Annotated in this window: 15 protein-coding genes; 8 read left to right on the plus strand and 7 right to left on the minus strand. The window is 55.4% G+C overall.

Going from position 1 to position 22,022, the window contains the following annotated elements; genetic code table 11:
* Positions 1-6 precede the first annotated feature (6 nt).
* Together rpiB and ABEA92_RS07385 are read left to right on the plus strand one after the other, a co-directional pair.
* The gene (gene rpiB, locus ABEA92_RS07380; protein WP_345683161.1) at positions 7-519 is read left to right on the plus strand and encodes a ribose 5-phosphate isomerase B; all 513 of its coding nucleotides are present in this window, start codon (positions 7-9) and stop codon (positions 517-519) included.
* Positions 519-1,535 carry a DNA polymerase III subunit gene (locus tag ABEA92_RS07385; RefSeq protein ID WP_345683162.1) on the plus strand — a complete coding sequence of 339 codons (1,017 nt, stop codon included), beginning with the start codon at positions 519-521 and terminating at the stop codon, positions 1,533-1,535. Before rpiB ends, ABEA92_RS07385 begins: the two co-directional genes overlap by 1 nt.
* Before the next feature lie 40 nt (positions 1,536-1,575).
* Here the strand turns inward: ABEA92_RS07385 and trpS are convergent, their stop codons facing one another.
* Together trpS and ABEA92_RS07395 are read right to left on the minus strand one after the other, a co-directional pair.
* Positions 1,576-2,538, minus strand: a complete 963-nt coding sequence (gene trpS / locus ABEA92_RS07390; protein ID WP_345683163.1) for a tryptophan--tRNA ligase — start codon at positions 2,536-2,538, stop codon at positions 1,576-1,578.
* 141 nt (positions 2,539-2,679) lie between these two features.
* Entirely contained in the window at positions 2,680-4,545 is a 1,866-nt protein-coding gene (locus tag ABEA92_RS07395) for a carbon starvation CstA family protein (RefSeq protein ID WP_345683164.1), read from the minus strand.
* Positions 4,546-4,805: 260 nt separating this feature from the next.
* Here ABEA92_RS07395 and ABEA92_RS07400 point away from each other — a divergent pair, with 260 nt between their 5' ends.
* The 4 genes from ABEA92_RS07400 to gluQRS all read left to right on the plus strand — a co-directional run bounded on the left by ABEA92_RS07400 (position 4,806) and on the right by gluQRS (position 10,390).
* Positions 4,806-5,876 carry an NAD(P)/FAD-dependent oxidoreductase gene (locus ABEA92_RS07400; protein WP_345683165.1) on the plus strand — a complete coding sequence of 357 codons (1,071 nt, stop codon included), beginning with the start codon at positions 4,806-4,808 and terminating at the stop codon, positions 5,874-5,876.
* A gap of 234 nt (positions 5,877-6,110) precedes the next feature.
* Positions 6,111-7,862: a divalent metal cation transporter gene (locus ABEA92_RS07405; RefSeq protein WP_345683166.1), complete on the plus strand. Its 1,752-nt coding sequence runs from the start codon at positions 6,111-6,113 to the stop codon at positions 7,860-7,862.
* Between the two features lie 174 nt (positions 7,863-8,036).
* Positions 8,037-9,434 (plus strand): asparagine--tRNA ligase, encoded by a 1,398-nt coding sequence (asnS, locus tag ABEA92_RS07410; protein ID WP_345683167.1) that lies wholly within the window; start codon positions 8,037-8,039, stop codon positions 9,432-9,434.
* On the plus strand, positions 9,434-10,390 hold the full coding sequence (gene gluQRS / locus ABEA92_RS07415) for a tRNA glutamyl-Q(34) synthetase GluQRS (RefSeq protein ID WP_345683168.1): 957 nt from the start codon (positions 9,434-9,436) through the stop codon (positions 10,388-10,390). Before asnS ends, gluQRS begins: the two co-directional genes overlap by 1 nt.
* Positions 10,391-10,469: 79 nt before the next feature.
* On the opposite strand, the gene ABEA92_RS07420 is transcribed toward gluQRS, so the two are convergent.
* Positions 10,470-11,774 carry an NAD(P)-binding domain-containing protein gene (locus ABEA92_RS07420; protein ID WP_345683169.1) on the minus strand — a complete coding sequence of 435 codons (1,305 nt, stop codon included), beginning with the start codon at positions 11,772-11,774 and terminating at the stop codon, positions 10,470-10,472.
* 525 nt (positions 11,775-12,299) lie between these two features.
* Between ABEA92_RS07420 and ABEA92_RS07425 the strand changes: the two genes are divergently transcribed.
* Together ABEA92_RS07425 and ABEA92_RS07430 are read left to right on the plus strand one after the other, a co-directional pair.
* Positions 12,300-13,418: a hypothetical protein gene (locus ABEA92_RS07425; RefSeq protein ID WP_345683170.1), complete on the plus strand. Its 1,119-nt coding sequence runs from the start codon at positions 12,300-12,302 to the stop codon at positions 13,416-13,418.
* Between the two features lie 167 nt (positions 13,419-13,585).
* The gene (locus ABEA92_RS07430) at positions 13,586-16,045 is read left to right on the plus strand and encodes a type IA DNA topoisomerase (protein WP_345683171.1); all 2,460 of its coding nucleotides are present in this window, start codon (positions 13,586-13,588) and stop codon (positions 16,043-16,045) included.
* A gap of 476 nt (positions 16,046-16,521) precedes the next feature.
* Here ABEA92_RS07430 and ABEA92_RS07435 read toward each other — a convergent pair whose 3' ends face one another.
* The 4 genes from ABEA92_RS07435 to ABEA92_RS07450 all read right to left on the minus strand — a co-directional run bounded on the left by ABEA92_RS07435 (position 16,522) and on the right by ABEA92_RS07450 (position 21,702).
* Positions 16,522-17,112, minus strand: a complete 591-nt coding sequence (locus tag ABEA92_RS07435) for a DUF1294 domain-containing protein (protein ID WP_345683172.1) — start codon at positions 17,110-17,112, stop codon at positions 16,522-16,524.
* Positions 17,113-17,363: 251 nt separating this feature from the next.
* The gene (locus tag ABEA92_RS07440; RefSeq protein WP_345683173.1) at positions 17,364-18,830 is read right to left on the minus strand and encodes a sulfatase family protein; all 1,467 of its coding nucleotides are present in this window, start codon (positions 18,828-18,830) and stop codon (positions 17,364-17,366) included.
* Between the two features lie 78 nt (positions 18,831-18,908).
* Positions 18,909-20,333, minus strand: a complete 1,425-nt coding sequence (locus tag ABEA92_RS07445) for a neutral/alkaline non-lysosomal ceramidase N-terminal domain-containing protein (protein ID WP_345683174.1) — start codon at positions 20,331-20,333, stop codon at positions 18,909-18,911.
* Between the two features lie 79 nt (positions 20,334-20,412).
* Complete coding sequence (locus ABEA92_RS07450; RefSeq protein WP_345683175.1) at positions 20,413-21,702, minus strand: 3-keto-disaccharide hydrolase; 1,290 nt, start codon at positions 21,700-21,702, stop codon at positions 20,413-20,415.
* Positions 21,703-22,022: the final 320 nt, after the last annotated feature.

Genomic DNA, 22,022 nt, shown 5'->3' on the forward strand with positions numbered 1-22,022 from the left:
GACAAAATGCTGAAGATTTGCTTAGCAAGCGATCACCGTGGCGTTCATATCAAAGCAAAGTTGATGCAATCCCTTGCCGCGGCCGGATTCTCGGTCAGCGATGAAGGGACCAATAGCGATACTGCCTGTGATTACCCGGACCTTGCCAGCTTGGTGGCCCAAAAAGTCAGCAACGGGGAAGCGGATCGTGGAATTTTGATCTGTGGTACCGGGATCGGAATGGCGATCACGGCAAACAAATTCCTCGGCGTTCGTGCCGCTTCGTGTTACGACGAAGTGCTGATCGAAATGAGCCGACGGCACAACGATGTCAACGTGCTGTGTTTGCCAGGTGATTTGATTGGCGAACGTCCGATCGATGACTTGGTGCTGCTGTGGCTGAAAACCGAATTTGACGGTGGCCGTCACAACAAACGGGTCCAGAAGATTGCCACGATCGAAAAAGCCAATCTTCGCTGCGATTCGGCTGCGGCGGAATCGACCGAATCCGCTTCCGGTCCCAAAGGGCCTCAGCGTTGATGAATTGGTCCAACCTGATTGGTCACAACCAAATCGAAGCTTGGTTTGCCAACGCGATCCGCAAAGGCCGATTGACGGGCAGTTTCCTGTTTGTCGGGCAACCGGGCGTCGGTAAACGAACGACCGCCAATCTGCTAGCGCAAACGTTGCTGTGTGAACGGAACGATCCCGAGGCGATGAACCCGTGCGGGGTTTGCGAAGGCTGTGTGCAAGTCGCCGCCAAAACGCATCCCGATGTCACCCGTGTTGGCAAACCGAGTGACAAGTCGTTCATCCCGCTGGAATTGCTGATCGGTCCGCCTGATGCGCGAATGCAAGAAGGGTTTTGTCGTGATGTGCGACTGCGTCCGATGCGAGGCCGCCGGCGGGTGGCGATCATCGAAGACGCCGACTTTTTGAACGAAGAGGGAGCGAATTGTTTGCTGAAGACGCTCGAGGAGCCTTCGTCCAACGCGATTATTTTGTTGATTGGAACCAGCGAACAACGGCAACTGCCGACCATTCGGTCACGCTGCCGCGTGATCCGATTTCAATCCCCCAGCGGTGAAAACGCCGCGCGATTGATGCGTGACGTTCACGCCATTGAAGCGTCCGATGAACAGATTGCCGACGCGGTCGAAATCGCCGGCGGTGACATGCACGTCGCGGTGCGTTTGTTAAGTGGTGAAGCCGACAAACTACGTGATGCGCTGCGATCTCAATTTGGTTCGAAGACCCCCGATCCGGTCGCACTGTGCCGGATCATCAATGCCCACGTCGAGCAATCCGGCAAAGAGGCATCGAAACGACGGGCGGCGATGCGGGACGTGTTTTCGTTCGCGGTCCAGCACTATCGGCAACAACTTCGACAAGCGTTTGATAATCGGTTGGCGACGCTGCATTCACTCAACCGGCTCGACCGTTCGATCCGTGCGCTGCGTGAAGTCGATCGCAGTGCAAATCAAAGCACGCTGATCGAATGTTATTCCGCAGACATCGCGGCCGCCACGACGGGCGACCGCGGTGAAATTGGATAACGATGACTGCCGCATGTCACGCAAGCGGCAAATATCAAAATCAACGCAATCCGCAAGCTTTTTGAGCACGCAGCAGGACGTCGGCCGCGACTTCACGCGCTCGTGCGGCACCGTCGCGAAGCGTTTCGTGGACGTAATCCAGATTCGCTTCGAGCTCTTCGCGACGCGCCCGCGCTTCGGCGAAATAGGTTTCGCTTGCTTCGGCAACCGCCTTTTTGACGTCACCGTAACCGAACCCGCCTCGGCGATACATCGCCGCCATGGTTTCGACATCCTCGGGCGACGCGAACAGACGATACAGCTGGAACAGATGGTCTCCCTCGGGCTCTTTCGGGTCTTCCATCGCTCGGCTGTCGGTGGTGATTCGCATGATCTGTTTGCGAATTTGTTTGACGTTACCAAACAGCGGCAGCGTGTTGTTGTAGCTCTTACTCATTTTTTCGCCATCGGTTCCGGGAACCTTGGCGCTATGGTCAAGCGTTTTCGCCTTGGGCAACTTGAACGTTTCACCGAAGGTGTGATTGAAACTGCCCGCCAAATCGCGGGCGACTTCGATGTGTTGGATTTGGTCCTGACCCACCGGCACCACTTCGGAGTCGTAGATCAAAATATCCGCCGCCATCAACACGGGGTACGTGAACAGCCCTGCGTCGGCATTGAGCCCCTTTTCTTTTTTGTCTTTGTAGGCATGGCACCGCTCGAGCAGTCCCATCGGCGTGCCGGTCATCAATAGCCAAGTCAACTCGCTGACCTCAGGCACCTGCGACTGCACGAACAGCGTTGCCTTTTTCGGGTCCAAGCCAAGCGCCATCAGATCCAGTGCCGCATCGAGCGTGTATTGTTTCAGCGCTGCCGCGTCACGGACGGTCGTCAAGGCGTGCATGTCGGCGATGAAATAGAAGCCGTCGTTGTCGTCTTGCAGGTCGATGTATTGACGAATCGCACCAAAAAAGTTGCCCCAGTGAGGTCGTCCGGTGGGTTGGATACCAGAGAGAACACGCATGCAAAAAACCTTCAAGAAAACGAAACGAGAGACGAAGCGACCCACTGGATGCAAGCTCAGTGGGCCGTCTTTATACGACGGACGCGATGATCCGTCGCGAGGTGATCCAAGATTGCAAAAAAATGAGCCGTTTGAAGTGCGTCAGCTTGCCGCAGCCGATTCGGATGTCGACGACGCAGGGCCGGCAATCGGAGCTTCGAGGACGCCGCGACAGCGTTGCCACATCAACACGCCCTCTAATACCATCCAGGCTTGCAGCCCGAGAATCCCAAATCCAAACAGCGTGAGCGTCCATTTTTCCTGCGGGATCCAGTTGTAGACCAGGTCATACGTCATTCCCCATGCAGGCATGACCAACATAATGACCATCGGAATCGCAACAAACGCAAACGGCTTGGAGCGTCGCGCAAGGTAGAAAACGGCGACCATCAGCGCCAATCCGGCCAACAGTTGATTGGTCGCTCCGAACAGCGGCCACAGCACCATCCCGCCGGTTCCTGGTTTGTCGCCCACCCCGAGCGCGATGACGGCGGCGACCGCAACCGCGATTCCTGTCGCGATGAATTTGTTGGTCATCGGTTTGACATGCACGCTTTCACCAAGTTCTTGTAAGACATAACGCTGCAATCGGGTCGCGGTATCGAGCGTGGTCGCCGCAAAGCTGGCCACCAGCACTGCCATGATCGCAACGGCCATTTTCAATGGCAGTCCGATCGTCGCCAAAAAATTCGCGCCGCCATCGATAAACGCTGCCAATTTCTGAGGCAGCTTATGGTCAGCCCAACCGCCCGGGGTGCCATCGGCTTTGGTCGCTCGGTAATACATTTTCCAAGCCGCGTTGCCGGTCACGACGGTGCCGTCGGCAGCCAACACGTTGGCGTATTCGCCGATTCCGTTGACCTCGGTTCGTTCAACACGTCCCATCCCGACTCCGGCACAACACGCCAAAATCACCAGCACCGCCAAGGCTCCTTCGAGCAACATCGCGCCATAACCGACCGCCTGCGCATCGGTTTCGCAATTGATTTGTTTGCTGGTCGTTCCGCTGCTGACCAAGCAATGAAACCCGCTGCATGCACCACACGCGATCGTGATGAACAAGAAGGGAAGGATCGGCGGCGCGTCGGCGGGAACATTCTCGGCCTTGGCAATCGCCGGGGCCGACGCCATCAGGTCGGCGCTGCCCGATACCGAGGCGACTCCTAATCCGATGACCAAAAGTGCCAATGCCACATACAGTTGGTGGCTATTGATGTAATCGCGAGGTTGCAGCAGCAACCAAACCGGCAACACTGACGCGGCAAACGCGTAGACCAGCAAAATCAAGGTCCAAACGACCACAGGAGTAAAGAATCCGGTGCTGTTCTCGGGCAGCGATATCGGCATGTAGTACGCACCGAAGTAAACGGCACCGTACAAGACCACCAATCCAAACACGCTGGGGCCAAGCAGCCCGCCTCCTTTTTTGTAAACCCAAATTCCGATTCCGACAGCGACCGGCATCGCGATCCAAACGCTCAAAACCGATTCGGGATAGATCGCAAAGATAATGGCGATCACCAAGCCAAAGACCGCCAAGACGACCGACAATGCGAGTGCCAACACGGCCAAAAACAGCACCTTCGCTCGCGGTGTGATCAATCGACCTGCGACTTCACCGATGGTTTGACCTTTGTTGCGAAGCGAAATCACGAGCGCTGCCATGTCGTGAACGCCACCGATCAAGATCGATCCTAACACGACCCACAACAACGCCGGCAACCATCCCCAAAACACGGCCAAGGCCGGGCCGACGATTGGGCCGGTGCCGGCAATACTGGTGAAATGGTGTCCGAAAATCACCGAACGACGCGTCGGGACAAAGTCGACATCGTCGCGAAGCTCGTGACTCGGTACGACCGCTTCGGGGCTTAATTGAAACAAACGCCGCGCTAACCAGCGGCCGTAGGTGTTGTAAGCGACGACGAAACCGATCATCGACGCCAAGGCCACAATCAAAGTGCTCATGGAAAATAACGATCAAAACAAAGGTTGGGGGGAGCGAAAACGCTTGAAAATGAAGCGTCGTCGATGGCATGGTTTGCAAGCGAGGGGACTGACGACGCTCGGTGGGATCTGTAAAACACAATCGCACGAATGACGGTGTTTCGTGTTCACCATCATTCGTGTATACCGCCCGTAGTATAGGACGATTTTCACCCTATAATACCGTGGTCAACTCTCAAAATCTTTCCTTTAATGCAACCAAATCCGGGAGCCGCACAAGCGTGAGCGACAAAATAGAGAAGACAATCATCATTGGAAGTGGGCCTGCGGGATGGTCCGCAGCAATTTATGCAGCTCGCGCGAACTTGAATCCGGTCGTCTATGAAGGCACCGTGCGTCCGGAAATGATTCCGTTGGGGCAGTTGGCGTTTACCACCGAAGTCGAAAATTACGCTGGTTTCCCCGCCGGAAACATCCGCGCGTTCGTCGAATCCGCGGTCGACAAGGACCGTCACTGGAATTTGCCCATGCCGCCCGCCGGGCACGAAAAAGATGGCCAGCCGCATTACGCCGTCCAAGGCGTCGAATTGATGGAGCTGATGAAGCAGCAAGCCCTCAACTTCGGCACCCGCGTGGTCAGCGACGACATCGAAAGCGTTGACTTTTCCGGCGACGTTCACGTGCTGAAACCAGCCAGTGGTGAACCGGTCAAGACAAAAACGGTGATCATCGCCACCGGCGCTCGAGCCAATTATCTCGGCTTGGATACCGAAGAAGCGTACAAGAACAAAGGGGTCAGCGCATGTGCGGTCTGTGACGGTGCGTTGCCGATCTATCGCTCCAAACCGCTGGCGGTCGTCGGCGGAGGTGACTCGGCGGTCGAAGAAGCGACTTATCTTGCGAATCTGAAGGACGCTGCGACGATCTACATGATCGTTCGTCGTGACGAGATGCGAGCATCGAAAGTGATGCAGAACCGCGCGCTGAACCATCCGAAGATCGAAATGAAGTGGAATAGTGTGGTCGATGAAGTTTACGGCGACGAGAAAATCGTCACCGGAATCAAGCTGAAAAGCACCATCGATGGCTCGATTAGCGATTTGCCGGTCGGCGGTATGTTCGTCGCGATCGGACACACGCCGAACACCAAGTTTCTCGGTGGTGCGGTCGAGACCAACAGCAGCGGTTATATTCGTTGGACAAAATCTTTCCGCACGAACACCACCGTGAAGGGAGTTTTTGCTGCAGGCGACGTCGCGGACGATTATTATCGACAAGCGATCACGTCGGCAGGAACCGGCTGTATGGCCGCGTTGGATGCCGAACGCTACCTCGCGGAACTTGATGCGTAAGCGAACATCACATCGCCGCGACTGGCAGGATCTTCGGGTGCTGCCGCGGCGTGAATAACTGTGGCTACCGTCGCCAGGCGGTAGAAATGGGTTTCGACGGAAATACGTCGAAACACTCCGCGCTCTGGCGAGCGTAGCTACTTCGATATCTCCGTTTGCCGGACGTCCGCGTCCCCTACCGACCTAATCTTCTCTTTCATCCCCACACCCACCTCTCCCCTAGAAAGTCTTGCCATGTCAGCAGCCGAAACCGATCAAACAACGCTTGGGAACGAAAAAGTTCAGGCCGACCGCGAGTTGCTTCGGCAGGCACAAGCCGACGGCAAGGTCTTGGGGGCCTACATTCGCTTGTCGGGTCCCGGTTGGTTGCAAAGCGCGATCACGTTGGGCGGCGGTTCGTTGGCTGGATCGCTGTTTCTCGGTGTGTTGGGCGGCTACAGCATGTTGTGGTTGCAATTGGTCGCGATTGTCTTGGGTGTCGTGATGTTGTCGGCGATCAGCTACGTCACCCTAAGCACCGGTCGTCGTCCCTTTGAAGCGATCAACAGCGAAATCAATCCGGCACTTGGCTGGGGATGGATCGTGGCAACGATCATGGCCAACATGATTTTTTGTATGCCTCAGTTCAGTCTTTGTTACGACGCGCTGGACAAGAACCTAGCGACGTTGGGCGGTGGCGATGGATTGGGCAGCGGTTCGGTGACCAAATGGGGAGTCACGCTCGCATTGTTCTTGGCAGCCGGATTTGTTGTCTTGTTGAACACACGGCGAGGCAAGGCGGCGAAGGTGTTTGATTTGTTCCTCAAAGCGTTGATCGGCATGGTCGTGATCTGCTTTGTCGGCGTTGCCGTGTTGCTGTTCGGTAGCGGCGAACTCGATTTCGGCACGATTTTGGCCGGTTTTATTCCTGATCTTGGCCAATTCATGCACCCGGCGGGTGACCTGCAAGGGCTGGTCGAAGGATTGTCGCCTGAGGGTGAAGCGTTTTGGACTCATAAATTGATGGGCACGCAGCGGAGCGTGATGATCTCGGCGATTGCCACCGCGGTGGGCATCAACATGACGTTCCTGTTGCCCTATTCGATGTTGGCTCGCGGTTGGGACAAACCCTTTCGCGGACTCGCACGCTTTGACTTGTCGACCGGCATGGCGATCCCCTTTGTGCTGGTGACCAGCTGTGTCGTGATCGCCGCAGCGGCATCCTTCCATAACAAAATTGATCCGCAGTTGGCATCGAGCAACCTTGCCGAAATGGAGCAATCACCCACCTTTGACGCGGTCAAGTCGAGCTTGCTTGCTCGCGTCGATGCGGAACTTGGTGACGCCGCAGCGACAACCGACGAGGCAACCAAGTTGGAAATGGTGGCGAAGCTGCCTGAAGAAGAAAAACGAATCGCATCCGCGTTGATCAAACGAGACGCGTTCCAGTTGTCCCGAACTTTGGCGCCACTATTGGGCGATGGCAAGGCAAAGCTTGTTTTCGGACTCGGCGTGTTTGGAATGGGATTCTCGACGATCATCATTTTGATGTTGATCAATGGTTATGCGTTCCAAGAGTTGTGCGGTCGTCCCGGCAGCAGCGGCGTGTTCGTCACGGGGGTGTTGGTTGCCGGGATCTCGGGCGCCAGTTGGGTGTGGTTGTGGACCGACGATCAGACACGATTTTGGCTCGCGATTTTCGCTAGCACGTTTGCGGTGATGTTGTTGCCGATCGCCTACATCACGTTCTTTTTGATGATGAACAGCCGGCGAATCCTGGGTGATGACAAACCGACCGGTGGCCGGATGGTGGCCTGGAACGTGATGATGATTTTGGCGGTCGCCGGTGCCGTGGCCGCCGCTGGGACGGCGATGTACGACAAGGCGATGGATAAACAGAATCCGATCTCGTTCTATGTCGTGATTGGGATCCTGATCGTCTACTCGGCAGCGGTGGTGATCGGATTTGCCTTCCGAAAACCGTCGAAAACCGCCGCGGAACAATAAAGTAACTTGCGAACGTGGCGTTACAGCTAACAATGAGGGTCGGGGGCGTGGACGAGGTAACGAGTCCATGGAAAAAAACGGGGACTCGTTGCCTCGTCCACTACCTGAAATGCTTGAATCGGACGCCGCTTATCGCTCCCCCTTTGTATACGCTTCAAATCAAAAGGATTGACGATGCCAGACAATTGGATTCGTGTCGCTGAGGCTCGCAAAGCCGAGTCGGCGGGCCGTGACTGCGAAGTTCGCGGCTGGGTTCGCACGCGTCGCGACAGCAAAGGGGGATTCAGTTTTATCGAAGTCAACGACGGCAGCTGCCTTGGCAATATCCAAGTCGTGGCACCCGGAGAACTGGATAACTACGCCGACGAAGTTCAAAAATTGACAGCCGGCTGCAGCGTCGTGGTCGCCGGGAAATTGGTCGAATCGCCAGCCAAGGGGCAAGCGACCGAGCTGCAGGCGACTTCGGTACGTGTGCTGGGCTGGGCCGACCCCGAGACCTACCCGCTGCAAAAGAAGCGGCATTCGTTCGAGAAGCTGCGTGAGTGGGCGCACTTGCGAACTCGCACCAACACGCTCAGCGCGGTGATGCGAACGCGAGATCAGATCAGCCAATCGATTCATAACTTCTTTCACGAAAACGGATTCTTCTATACTCACACGCCGATCATCACGGCGAGTGATTGCGAAGGCGCCGGCGAGATGTTTCGTGTCACAACACTCGATTTGGACATGCTCGCTAAATCGGGCGGTCCGGTGAAATTTGAGTACGACTTTTTTGAAAAACCAGCCTATTTGACGGTTAGCGGGCAACTCAATGGCGAAACCTACGCCACCGCTCTCGGACGGATCTACACGTTCGGGCCGACGTTCCGCGCCGAAAATAGTAACACCAGCCGGCATCTTGCCGAGTTTTGGATGGTTGAACCCGAAGCGGCCTTTTTTGACTTGGCCGACGACATGCGGTTGGCCGAAGATTTCTTGAAGCGAATCTTTGCCGACTGCTTGAATCATTGCGACGAAGACATGCAGTTCTTCGACCAGCGAATTCAGCCAGGCGTGATCGACCAAATTCGTTCGGTCGTCGAACGGCCGTTTGCCCATATGACCTATACCGAAGCGATCAAGATCCTCGAAACGTGTGACGCAAAGTTCGATTATCCGATTTCGTGGGGCACTGATCTGCAAGCCGAGCACGAACGCTATCTGACCGAAGTGCATGTCAAAGGTCCCGTCATCCTGACCGATTACCCATCATCCATCAAACCGTTTTACATGCGGGTCAGTGATGATGGAAAAACGGTCGCCGCGATGGATGTGCTTGTTCCGGGCGTGGGCGAAATCATCGGCGGCAGCCAACGCGAAGAACGGCTCGACGTGCTGACGTCGCGAATGACCGAAGCGGGGCTGAACGAAGAAGATTACTGGTGGTACATCGATTTGCGCCGCTTTGGCACCGTGCCGCACGCGGGCTTTGGATTGGGGCTTGAACGAGCGGTCCAGTACGTCACCGGGATGTCCAATATTCGTGACGTGATTCCGTTCCCCCGCACCCCCGGCAACGCCGACTTTTAATGAGCACCGGCCGATTGGCACCGTCCCCGACCGGAGCTCAGCACTTAGGAAATGCTCGTACCTATTTGCTCGCCTACTGGTCCGCTCGCAGCACCGGCAAAAAGTTAATCTTGCGAATCGAGGACATCGATTCACCGCGTGTTAAGTCTTGGGCGATTCAGCAAGCGATCGACGACCTGCGGTGGCTTGGGATCGATTGGGACGAAGGGCCCGATGTCGGCGGTCCACATTCGCCGTACATCCAAACCGAGCGGCAATCGCTGTACGCCGAGGCACTCGAGCGACTGATCGCCGCGAATCGCGTCTTTCCATGCAATTGTTCGCGGCAAGACATTGCCGATGCAGGCTCGGCACCTCATTTCGAGCACGAAGGAAACATTTATCCTGGCACCTGTGCGAGTTGGCAGAACGGTGACCCGCTGCCCGAGGCGGGCACGTTTTCCTGGCGATTCCGCGTCAAAGATCATCCAATTGAAATCGACGATCTGGTACTCGGAAACCAGAACTGCAATCCTGCGGCACATCTCGGTGCGTTCCCGATCACGCAAAAAAATGGCAGCTACTCCTATCATTTGGCCTGTGTCGTCGACGACGCTGCGATGGGAGTGAGCGAAGTGGTGCGCGGCGACGACTTGCTGCCCAGTGCATTCCGGCACATTGAACTTGCTGACGCACTCGAACTTCCTCGGTCACACTACGCCCACGTTCCCTTGATCAAAGGCCCCGACGGTCGCCGCTTGGCCAAACGCCACGGTGATACGCGGCTGAGTTTGTATCGTGAACAAGGCGTCGCCCCGGAAACCATCGTCGGCTGGGCCGCATTTACCGCCGGCTTAACCGATACGGCGACTCCGCGGAGTGCCGACGAGGTGGTCCCGCTGTTTGCGTGGTCAAAACTCAATCGCAACGCGATCGTCGTCCACGAACAGGAAACCACTGGTTGGATCCGCGATTAAACTGGAACACCGAACTGGTTGGCAAACATCAGCCGACGTTGCCAATGAAATTCTTTTCAGCCAGCGTTTCCCAAGCGAGCTAGCGTTCGCGGCACGCTGATTCACAGGGAGTTTCTTCCGCGTCACAAGCGGATGCGGTTGAGCAGGCATCGGTCTGAGGCAGCACCAATTCGACTCGCCGTGCGGAGCAATGGTCGCCTGCCAGCTCGGCGACCACCGAACGAACCTGCTCGAAACCGGTTCGCAGTAGGAAGGTGGGGGCACGACCGTAGCTTTTCATTCCGACAACATAGAAATTAGGTTCGGGGTGTTTCAATTCCTCCGCTCCGTGTGGCGGCACCGACCCGCAACTATGGTGGTTTGGGTTGATCAAGTTCCCCAGCCGTTTTGCCGCTTCGGTCGCAAGATCAAATTCAAGTCGCAGCTCTCGCAGCATTTCTAAATTGGGACGTGACCCGGCGGAAACGATGATTTCGTCGACCACCACGCGTGATGCACCCTCGACGTCGATGACCTCGATCCCACCGTCGCAGTGCGGCTTCAGTGCACTGATCGACAACCCCGGCATCAGCGTCACGGCACCCGATGTTACCGCGGATTGGACACGGGTTCCCAGTGCACCACGTTCCGCGATTTCGTCCGCACAACCTTTTCCCCATAGTGTTGAGGTGTCTGTTCGCCGGATGCCCCACGTGACGGCGGTCGTTTGGTCCTCGTTCCTGAGCTCCGCCAAACTCATTACACTTCCGAATGCAGAATGCCCCGAGCCAACTACGAGGACTCGTTTTCCGCTGTACTGCTGCCGCTGTTGTCCCAAAATATCGGGAATGCCGTAACGAATGTGCGAACGGAGTTGTTGTTCTCCATCTGCCATGACACCTCCAGCACCAAGCGGATTGGGGTTTGTCCAGGTTCCCGAAGCATCGATGACCGCGCGAGCTTTGAAACGTCGTGGACCATCGGCTGTCTCGGTGACAATCAGAAACGGCGCGTCGTTGCGGTTGCCGTCTTTCATGCGATCATGGCCGTCACGCGAAACGGAAACCACTTTGTGATGAAGTTTGATTTGGCTCGCGATCGCAGGGTGAGCCGCCAACGGATCGAGAAATTTTTCAACGAGTTCTTTTGCATAGGGAACCGCGTCTCCGCAAGGTTCGGTCCAGGCTACGTTGGCCTCAAGTAGCCGCTTGCCGGCCGGGTCGAGCAACATCGACCATGGTGTAAACAATCGGACATGCCGCCATTGCCAGATGTTGGCGGCGATTCGGGAACCCGCCTCCAAAATAATAGGAGTTAATCCTCGTTCGACCAAATTCGCTGCAGCAGCAAGTCCGATCGGGCCTGCACCGATAACGGCGATGGGCAACTTGCTTGGTTCTGTCATTTGTCTTCCTTGGACGGCTCTTCGTTGTTTGCAAAATAAAATCGCAGGTGATAGCAAGCAGCTGATCACATCCCCTGAGTTCGTGAACGGATAGTGGGCCAGTGCAACCGGGCACTGCACTTTGCCAAAGCGGGCTAGTCTAACGCGAGACGCCCCACCTTGAAAACGCGGCGGACCTTTGGGGGGACCGTGTGCACTGAAATGGCTGTGAGCGATTCGCCAACCATCGACGAACCAACATGCGATTGTCGACCACACCGGCTGACCGGCCGATCGTTTGCTGGATCAGCCGCCCGCGGCAACGCGTGACAGCGGGGCGTGCGCGGACAGGATTAAGATAAAGAGTATGATTAAGATTAGGAGCTGGCCCTACTTTTTTTGTTTCCTCGGCAAACTAGACACAGTCGTGGCGACGGCGTGTAGCCTCAGGCGACAGCTTCAGGAAAATTTGTTTGATGCCCAGTCAACGAATACCGTTCCTCCCCCGTTTTTCTTTCCGGCCTTTTGCAAAATCAATTGTGTTTTATGCCTAATCTTCTATTTCAGAGTAAGCCGTTTTCGCTCGATGCATTACCTCGAATCGTCGAGAAGGTAATGGCATCCGTTAGGAATAATTCAGCCTTAAGTTTGTGGTCGTGTCATCTGAACGGAGAGGGTTCGCTTGAGGGCAATGTAACGGTTACAGGTGCGGTTCCCCGTCCCGTCTCTCTTAATAACTTTGACCCCGATTTTGATGAGGAAGTTTTAAGTATCACCAGAATTTCCTCGCCGCTGTCCTCGGAGGCGTTGGCGAAAGAATATGTCGAATCACTCAAAGACATCATCACTTGGAATAAAGAGTTGCCTGATATGGTGTGCAAGATGTCTTTCGTGGAAATGTCTGTTTGGGCTTTAAATCTGTTCATAACGAACCATAAGGCTCCGGACCAATGGCGATGGAAGTGGCATCTCTACAACCGTCTCAGTGAGGATTCGCCGGATCTAACAGAGCGATTGCGTATTGCAAACATCATTGCAAATGCAATGGGTGCTCCATTTGGCGACACATCGAATCGATTCGTTGCTGATGGGAACAACATGCTGTTTGAAGAGGTCGATGGCCAGCGTCTTAAATGCGATGGCGGATTGGGCTTTTCCAAGAACCCGCATGAAACCAAAAGTTTATACGTGGATTTCTCAGCGGAAGAACTGCCGTTGATCGTTACTGGCGTCTGCAGTTTGATCGAGCAAACGGCAATCTCCGCCATGGTCCGTGTCGAGTCCATCCACGAAATGAACAGACATGACAGTTGGAGGAAGTTGTTCGTACATCCGGACGGCTATTACAGGTATCGGTTCGATGGAAAACTGCGAAGCGAAGTGATTGATTTCTTCAGCGGTGCAGATGTTCCACCGCCAATCGGATTCGTTCCATTCGGAAACGTTTCGTTTAGGGGCGAATCAAAGATTAAAGCAAACCTGTCCTTCGACCTAAACGAACAGCAAGCTTGGTTCTATCTATCGTTTGGTTTTTGGGATAGTCCAGACCTTCACGCTGTCTCGCTGAATGATGCGAACGCATTCCTCACTGCAGCTGGACTCTCCGAATTCGTTGATGAGTCGTGTATCGTCTTTGGCCAACCAAGGACGTCAACCGCCAAATAGGGCTGGTTCCCGCCGGCCGAGGGCATCGAATGTCCGCTGCCGCTAGTTGCAAATGAAACGCGAGCGGTGGATGATTGAGTTAGTCGGTCTGACATAGGGAAGGGCCGGTCGGCAACCGGCTCTTCTTCGACTCGGTGAGATCATGGGCCTGATGCGAAGGTATTTTGATGAAGGTAGTCCTTGCCGAAAAGCCTTCGGTGGCTCGCGATTTGGCGTCGTTCCTCGGCGCTACGGCTCGTCGTGACGGGTTCTTCGAAGGCGGCGGCTATCAGGTGACCTGGGCCTTTGGTCACTTAGTCGAGCTGAAGGAACCGGGTGACTATGACCCTGCGCTGAAACGCTGGACGCTCGAATCGTTGCCGTTTGTTCCCAAAGAATTTCAGTTGCGACTGCGAGGTGATGACGGGGCGAAAAAACAGTTCGCAGTGATCAAACGGTTGTTTCGCGAGGCCACCTCGTTGATCTGTGCGACGGATGCCGGGCGTGAAGGCGAACTGATCTTTCGCTACATCCAGTCGCTTACGGGGTGTACGAATAAGCCCGCTCAGCGGTTGTGGCTCAGTTCACTTACTCCGACGGCCATCGGCGCCGCATTTCGTACGATCCGTCCCCTGTCGGACTACGACAATCTTTACGCCGCGGCCAAGTGCCGAAGTCAAGCGGATTGGGTCGTGGGAATCAATGCGACTCGCAACTACACGGTGCGTTATCGATCGACGTCCGACCGTGGTGCTTCGGGACTGCTGTGGAGTCTCGGCCGCGTGCAAACCCCGGTGCTCGCGATGATCACTCGCCGTGATGATGAAATCCGAACGTTTCAATCCGAGCCGTTTTGGGAACTGATGACCCGATATCGTGACGTCCAGTTTCGATATACCGGTAAGCGGTTCGACAAGCAAGAGAATGCACAAAGCGTATTGAAGATAGCCAGCAAACACGTCCTGACGATTCGAAAGATTCAAAGCCGTGCCGAGAAGTCACAGCCACCACAGCTCTACGATTTGACGGAATTACAGCGGGACATGAACCGTCGTTTCGGTATCTCAGCCGCGGAAACCTTGACTACGGCCCAGTCACTTTATGAATCGAAATTGATCACGTACCCGCGAACCGACTCGGCGTATTTGAGCAAAGACATGCGAAAGGATATCCCTGGTGTCATGCGACAACTGCGTTCAATCAAGGCGAACGCAATCGACCAACTCAACTTAACCGCTTTGCCGTTCACAAGTCGTATCATCAACGACGCAAAGGTGACCGATCACCATGCGATCATCCCCACCGGCGCGTCCGCAGGAGTGCTGCGAGGGCGAGAGCAACAGATCTACGATGCGATCGTCGTTCGGTTTATCGCTGCATTCTATCCGCCGTGTGAAAAAAAGATTACGACGGTCGATGCAACCGCGGGTGAAGTCGCTTTCCGCGCTCGCGGCGTGCGAGTCGTCGCCCCAGGATGGACGAAGCTGTATCCGCGAAAAGCAAAAAGCGGTGAAGCAAATGATGAGCAGCAGTCGTTACCTGATTTCAAAAATGGAGAATCTGGGAAGCACGAACCGTTCATCAAATCAGGCCAGACGTCGCCACCGAAGCATTTCACCGAGAATACCTTGCTCGGTGCGATGGACACGGCGGGAAAGCTTGTCGATGAAGCAGAGCTGAAAGAGGCGTTAAAAGAGAAGGGACTGGGGACGCCGGCAACCCGTGCGGCAACGATCGAAACGCTGTTAAACCGAAAATACATCATCCGTGATAAAAAGAATGTCTTGGCCACTGACCTGGGACGCTATCTCGTCGCGATCGTTAGGGACCGCAACTTGACGTCGCCCGAACTGACAGGCGAGTGGGAAGCGAAGCTGAAAAAGATCGAGGCGGGCCAGTTGTCACCCGATGTTTTCATGCACGAGATTGCGGATTACACGCGAGCCATCATTCAAAGTAGTGCCGCGGTGAGCGTGGATCAACAAATCTACGGCCCCTGTCCACGCTGTGGTGAAAACGTCATTGCGGGGAAACGGGCGTTTGGATGTTCGGGGTGGCGGAAGGGCTGCAAATTTGTATTGCAGCCTTCCTACCGTGACGCCGATCTGTCGATGGATCAGATTCGCGAACTATTGCAGTTGCGAGTGACGAACGAACCGTTGACGCTTCATGACGGCCACCCTTTCCTGTTGGCCATGTCGGAATCAGGAAAGTTAATTGAAATCCCCGTTCCCCAGGGTAGCGAACAAGATGGTGGGGGAACTGCGACAGGCCGTAAACGAAGCAAACGCAAAGGTGGAGCAAAGAAGCCGACTGCAACCAAGTCGCCTGCAACCAAGTCGAGTGGAAAGAAGCAAAGCAAGGCAAAAAAGGAGACGAACTCCGCTGCGACTGAGATTGGAGTTTGTCCGTTGTGCGGCAGTCCCGTGGTGGAACAGACGAAATCGTATGCGTGTAGCCGATGGCGTGAGGGGTGCGGGTTGACCATTTGGAAAACGATTTCCGGTAAGAAGATCTCGGTGAGCAATGCCCGGAAGTTGCTTCGCAGCGGCGAGACGGCAGTGTTGAAAGGATTTAAATCGAAGGCTGGAAAGTCGTTCGACGCGAAGTTGAAACTGATCGATGGCAAGGTGCGCTTCGAGTTTTAATCGATTGCAAATCGGTTTAGCTGCCCTTTTTTTATTAAGCGTCTCCGGTGCGGTCCGGTCCAGCGGGGTGTGCGTTGAGTCGCTGAAACTTTGGCATTGACGTCGGATATTGGGGGGCAGTTCTTCTTCCACGCGATTCTGCTGTCACCTCTCCACCGACGAAGCTGACTGCTGATTTAGTGGTATTGATGACAGGCGGAGGCCGACACGCTCTCAGCCGGTGGCGTGAGCCACCGGCTAGCGGAGTTAGGAAAACATAGCCCAGCGGGCGACACACTCTGCCGTCAGTGTGTCGGCCTCCGGCCTTACGGCGACAGTTCGCCCCTAAGCAGTTGGCTCACGCCAACGGCAGGTCATGTTTCGGCCTCCGGCCTATTCGCTCGCTACTTGCTCGCTTGCTACAAAATCAGCAGTCTCCGCTGCAAACGAGTAGCGACAGCAGGTAGCCTAGGGCGAAAGCCTCACGAAAACTCTCGCTACGCCAGCGAACGAAGGAACGCTCGCAGTGATGGAGACGCTAGAAAGACAAGCACGCCGCAATTAACAAACACGGAAAGCAAAAATGCCACTTGAAATGACGGCTTGATGGTCTTGTGCCGAAACATCTGCTGAGCGATGAGCGCTCCAGGCCAACCGCCAATGATTCCGAGAGACAGCAGCGTGTTTTCTGGCGTACGTCGGCGATGGTTGATCGCTGCGACTTTGTCCAGCCAATAGGCGATGAACGCGATGATGCTCATCGTCGCGTACAAACCTAATATGGAGAAAGGCAATTTGCCAGTTGTTGTTAATGCTGCCAAGCTAAACAGAAACGAAATCGCGATGACAATCCGAATCGGAATGAACGCAGGCTCAACAAGCGGTTCTCCTTCGAACACCACTTTGATAGCTTGCCCACGACCATCCGGGCCAACCGATTGCTCGAAAGTAACGACATCCAGTTCGGCTGGCCGGCGAGACCGATTGGCGAACGACTTGATGTGCACGAACAAATCGTCTCCGCCGTTCTCAGGCACAATGAAGCCAAAACCTCGATCATCCTTCCACGTCACTAGCTTGCCAGTCATTCGCATTCGTCACCCTCGATCGACTTCGTCCTCCGCCAGATAAAAGCCCACCCGCTGCACTGGAGTCACTGATAAGTGATTCCTGTCTAACTGGTTATCGGATGCCACCGTCCGCTTTCTGCAACGAAAAGAAGGGCGATTGCCGCTAAGGAAAGTCGGAAAATTACGTGGCGCGATGACTCGTAGCCGATGTCGTGCGTGACTTGGGTCAATCGCCGAACAGGTCGAAACGCTTCAACCGTTCCGTTGCGTCAGTTGCGTTCCGAGTGATCAACGACCACCGGATCACCGACCTCGGTCTGCCACTGGCGCAATCTTGCTTGCAGTTGCATCTTGGTCTGGTTGTGCTGCGGGGCTTCTGCGAGATCGTTCCGTTCATCGGGATCGTTATGCAAATCGAACAGTTGCCACTTGTCGATCTGCGGATAGTGAATCAATTTCCAACGTTCACCACGAATCATGCGTTGGAAATTGCGGAAGTAGCCGAAGACGTACTCGTGAACATGCTCCTGCTCGCCACGCAGAATCGGCACCACGCTACGGCCGTCAATCGGTTTAAGTGTTCCATCAACGTCGGGGACGTTCGGGACCGGGATTCCCACCAAGTCGCAGACCGTGGGATACAGATCACGCAAGACCATCTGGGCATCAAAGCGTTGGTTCTTGGGAACACCAGGAACGCTGATCAGCAGCGGCACGTTCATGGTGTGCTCGTACATGTTCTGCTTGCCACGCAATCCGTGGCTGCCCATCGCCAATCCGTGATCACTCGTGAAGATCACAATGGTGTTGTCTCGCTGGCCGCTGTCATCAAGTGCTTTCAATATTCGGCCGACTTGTTGATCGAGATGCGAAATCACGGCGTAGTAAACGGCCAAGTCCTCGCGGACATCTTTCGCGGTCCGAGGCAACGGCAGCAGCGATTCGTCGCGAGAGTTTTGGTTGCCGTGATCGAAGGGATGGGCCGCTCGAAAGTTTTTGGGCAGTGGCATCGTCGCGGGATCGTAGGCATCTTCGAAACCCGGCGGCATCAACAGCGGATCATGCGGCGCGGTGAAGTTCACGTGCATGAAAAATGGCTTGCCGTGCGGTTGCGCGATCAGTTTGATGGTCGCGTCGGCAAACTTCTCGCTGATGTCGCCCGTCAAACCGACGCCGAGTTCCGGATACTTTTCTCTGCCATCGCTCGATTGAAAGATCCAGCCGGTGTAGCCCGTGACAGGAGTTCCGTGAGCATCGACTTGATTCGGCTTCATCCATTTTCCGCCGCCGCTGCCGAAGAGTCCGGCCGTGTTCAGGTAGCCATAGTCGCTCGGTCTGCCCTTGTTGTGCCACTTGCCAACGTACGATGTTTCATAGCCGCCACGCTGCATCGTTTCGGCGAAGGAAACAAAGCCCGCCGGTGGTTTGCTGCCAAAATCCAAAACGCCGGTGCGGAATCCACAGCATCCGCTTAGAATTTCACCTCGGCTGGGAGTACAGATCGGGTTCGCACAAATCGCCCGAGTGAACACGCTGCCGCGTCGAACCAACGCATCCAAATTCGGTGTCTGAATCACATCGTTGCCAAGTGCCGCGATCGTGTCAGGTCGCTGATCGTCCGAAACGATCAACAAAACATTCGGCGGCGCAGCCTCGGACGTTTTGCCCGACACAAACGAAAGCATGGCCACCAGCAGGACGGCAACGAGCGTTTGAAGCATTTGTCGTTTTTGCATCGTGTGATTCGTGTAGGACCAAACGGAAAACAGGGGCGTGGATCACTCGGCCGATCCAACGCAATGATCGCGGAGCGATCAGCGACGATCGGGAGTCGCCGATGCGTTGATCGGACCTTGATTGGTGGCCGATTCCTCGTCGGCTTCGATCAGTCGATGGACTTCATTGATGATGTCGGTTTCGATTTCTGGCGACCACACGGTGGGCAACCCGTAGTACACCATCGATCCGCCTCCTTCGTAGCCGCCTTCGGCAAGGACTCGTCGTGATGGAATGTATGCCATCACGTCGTTGGCGTAACCGGCCACCCATGTTCGAGTTCCAGCCAACTCGCTTTTAAGCCGAATGGCATAATCGACCACCACTTCACCGCCGAGGGTGACGAATTGAAGATCATCGCCAATCGACCAAGCACTGACGGGATACGGATACGTTGGACTGAGCGGGACACCGCTATCGATTTGCTCGAGTAGCATTTGTGCCCGCGCTACCTCGTAGCGATTGTCGGACTTTGAATTCAACTCGATTTCCACTCGCGTTGGCAGCGTATCCAACGCCAGATCGATCTCTGCGTACTTCGTCTGCAATGGTCCCTCGACGGGGTGCATTCGCGATGTCATCAAGACTGAATCCACGGCGGTTGCTAATCGCTGGCCGTAATGCTGTGCCAACGTTACGGTCCGCCGCGGCAGTGGATTTTGGTCTGCGCCGCAACCCGCAAAGAAAAGTGCGACGCAGCCGGGATGTTTGTTCTCCAGTTCAATTTGAGCGTATCCAGGATAGTCACCCGACCATTGATAGCCGCTCAGGGTCGTTGCGTGGCATGCGTATCCGAACAGGACGGCGGTCAGGTTTTCGTCAGCGTCGTGAACGGCGAGCACGGGAACGTCGTGGTCGCTGGGACCTCGCAGTTTGCCTTCGCTTCGCAATTGGGGAACTGTCGCCGACGGGTTTTCGCGGCGGTTGACCGCAAACGTTGCCGTGCCGCTGCCCCACGTCAAATGACTCGGTGCAAGTTTGCCGATCGCATCGCCCACCACGGCAACGACCTGCTGCCGAAACGTTGCGCCCCAACGATCGACGGCTTGTTGCTGGGATTCCGTGAACAACAGGTAGTGCAGCGGCGCAAGATTTTGCCCGACAACGGGACCACTGTGGGTGTGCGATGTGCAAATCACAATCTGCTCGCGTTGCAAGCCGTAATGCTCTTTCAACGCGTCACAGATGGTCCGCGATAGTGTTCGATCGATACCGACGAGATCCAGCGTTAGCACCACGCCTCGAATTCCGGCATGGTCCTCCATCACGAGTGCTTTCGCCCATAGCTCGGTCAGCTTGCCGTCGGCCGGTTGAGTGCGCGAGGCATAACCGGCCATCCACATCGGTTCCTCCGGCGTGATCGCGACCTTTGCCGCACCCGCCTTCCAAGTGGATTCCGCACCTTGTGCCACTGCCGTCAACAACAGGATTATCGTCGTGGCAATCAATCGACTTCGGCTCATGGGTGCATTCCAACTAGGATCGACTTGTTCGGCATCGCAAAAAAACTGACAAGTTGCCGCAGCTCGTGGCTACAGCGACTCACTTTCGCTCGATCAGCTTCTTCATGTCGTCGGTGATGGGCATGACTTCGAAATCTTTGAAGAACATTTCGCAGTCGGTGCCCCCGTGCATTTGCAGACCCAGCTTGCCGGTCTTCTCACTCGCTTCGTCGATGATATCCGACGTGCAGAATCCGTTGAGCGTTTGGACCAGTCGGTCGCCATACGCGGCGGTACAGGTCGTGTTCCACTGGTCGTCCTTGTTGCGGACCTTTTCGACGAGTTCGTCGTTGGTAACGACCCAGCCGCGGCCGGGGATCTTTTTGCCATCGACAATGCCGGCGGTGTGCCAAAGCGCCGAGTCCTTGCCATTGTTGGCGATTTCGTTTTGGAATCCGCGTAGCACCCAGGGGGCGCTGGTTTCCTCGGCGCGGAAATACAACGCGCTGTTGCCACCGTGCATCCGATAGGTGACGCGAGCGATGAAGTCGTCGTAGTTCTTGTTCGAAATCACTAACCCGTCCTTGCCTTGGCTCTTGGAGTGGACGCCGTGCAGAACGCCCTCGTCGGTGAACGACCATTCTTCGGGCAGAACGAACTTGGCATCGGCAAGTTTGTAGTTGCCGTCGTCGTCCTTGACAAAGAATGACTCCCACTTGCTCTCGCCAAGATCCTTGACGCGAATGTTCTTCCAAGCGACGGAGCCCGATTTTCCAGAGTGGATCTGCAGTCCGATAAAGCCCTTCATCGTGAAGCTGTCGAACATATCGACAACCAAATTGCCGTTCAGCCAAGTCTTGATGGACGGTCCGACGCACTGAATTTCTAGCTCGTTCCACTCACCTTCTTTGCAGCTTGCTCGGGCTGCATCAAGTCGATCCTGCGGGGTGTGGGCATCGAGCCAAATGATGCCAAACTTGTGGCCGCGACGTCCTTCGTCATAGATGCGGCCGGTCGCGTCGCCGCCGGGACGGATTTCGTACTGATAACCGTACACTCGCTCGCCGTCGCCTTGCTGACGGGCGGCGGAGCGGAACTGGACGCCGGAGTTCCCCGATTCGATGAATTTGTACTGCAGCTTCAGAATGAAGTTGCCAAATTCCTTTTCCGAACACAAGAAAGTATTGCCAGGGGTATTCGGGATGCATTTCCCAACGATCGTGCCATCTTCGACTTCGTATTCCGCGGAGCCGCCACGTTTGACCCAGCCGGCCAAGTCGTTGCCGTTAAACAGCGAGGTAAATCCATCCTCGACGTCCGCCGCCGACGCCGTCAAACCGCAGGGTGTCAAAAACGCGATCATCATCGCAGCTGCAAAAAGTTTTCTCATCGTTGTTTCTCTCGGAAGGGGGGGGATTGTGGGTGGGAATGCGTCAGGCGATCCATGTTTAGGATCGCCAGAGCAAGTCGCATGCATGGTGACGCATTTAGTTGTAACAGAAATCGTCAACGGCTTGTTGATCTAGTCGTACGATGGACTTCCTAGTCCGTCGAATACACCATTGACGGACTAGGAAGTCCATCATACGCCCTTTGCCGCAGGAAACTTCACTAAATTAACAAGCCGTCAACGACTTTCGTTTTGCGGGATGACCGAAACGACCTCTGCATTACAGTCGACGTCTCCCGCGATTCATCGTGCTGACCGCG

The organism is Novipirellula caenicola, from assembly GCF_039545035.1.
Lineage (GTDB): Bacteria > Planctomycetota > Planctomycetia > Pirellulales > Pirellulaceae > Novipirellula > Novipirellula caenicola.

Excerpts from the sequence above, each read along its gene's own strand:
- rpiB (WP_345683161.1), top strand. The coding sequence starts at position 7 with ATGCTGAAGATTTGCTTAGCAAGCGATCACCGTGGCGTTCATATCAAA.
- ABEA92_RS07385 (WP_345683162.1), top strand. The coding sequence starts at position 519 with ATGAATTGGTCCAACCTGATTGGTCACAACCAAATCGAAGCTTGGTTT.
- trpS (WP_345683163.1), bottom strand. The coding sequence starts at position 2,538 with ATGCGTGTTCTCTCTGGTATCCAACCCACCGGACGACCTCACTGGGGC.
- ABEA92_RS07395 (WP_345683164.1), bottom strand. The coding sequence starts at position 4,545 with ATGAGCACTTTGATTGTGGCCTTGGCGTCGATGATCGGTTTCGTCGTC.
- ABEA92_RS07405 (WP_345683166.1), top strand. The coding sequence starts at position 6,111 with ATGTCAGCAGCCGAAACCGATCAAACAACGCTTGGGAACGAAAAAGTT.
- asnS (WP_345683167.1), top strand. The coding sequence starts at position 8,037 with ATGCCAGACAATTGGATTCGTGTCGCTGAGGCTCGCAAAGCCGAGTCG.
- gluQRS (WP_345683168.1), top strand. The coding sequence starts at position 9,434 with ATGAGCACCGGCCGATTGGCACCGTCCCCGACCGGAGCTCAGCACTTA.
- ABEA92_RS07420 (WP_345683169.1), bottom strand. The coding sequence starts at position 11,774 with ATGACAGAACCAAGCAAGTTGCCCATCGCCGTTATCGGTGCAGGCCCG.
- ABEA92_RS07425 (WP_345683170.1), top strand. The coding sequence starts at position 12,300 with ATGCCTAATCTTCTATTTCAGAGTAAGCCGTTTTCGCTCGATGCATTA.
- ABEA92_RS07430 (WP_345683171.1), top strand. The coding sequence starts at position 13,586 with ATGAAGGTAGTCCTTGCCGAAAAGCCTTCGGTGGCTCGCGATTTGGCG.
- ABEA92_RS07435 (WP_345683172.1), bottom strand. The coding sequence starts at position 17,112 with ATGACTGGCAAGCTAGTGACGTGGAAGGATGATCGAGGTTTTGGCTTC.
- ABEA92_RS07440 (WP_345683173.1), bottom strand. The coding sequence starts at position 18,830 with ATGCAAAAACGACAAATGCTTCAAACGCTCGTTGCCGTCCTGCTGGTG.
- ABEA92_RS07445 (WP_345683174.1), bottom strand. The coding sequence starts at position 20,333 with ATGAGCCGAAGTCGATTGATTGCCACGACGATAATCCTGTTGTTGACG.
- ABEA92_RS07450 (WP_345683175.1), bottom strand. The coding sequence starts at position 21,702 with ATGAGAAAACTTTTTGCAGCTGCGATGATGATCGCGTTTTTGACACCC.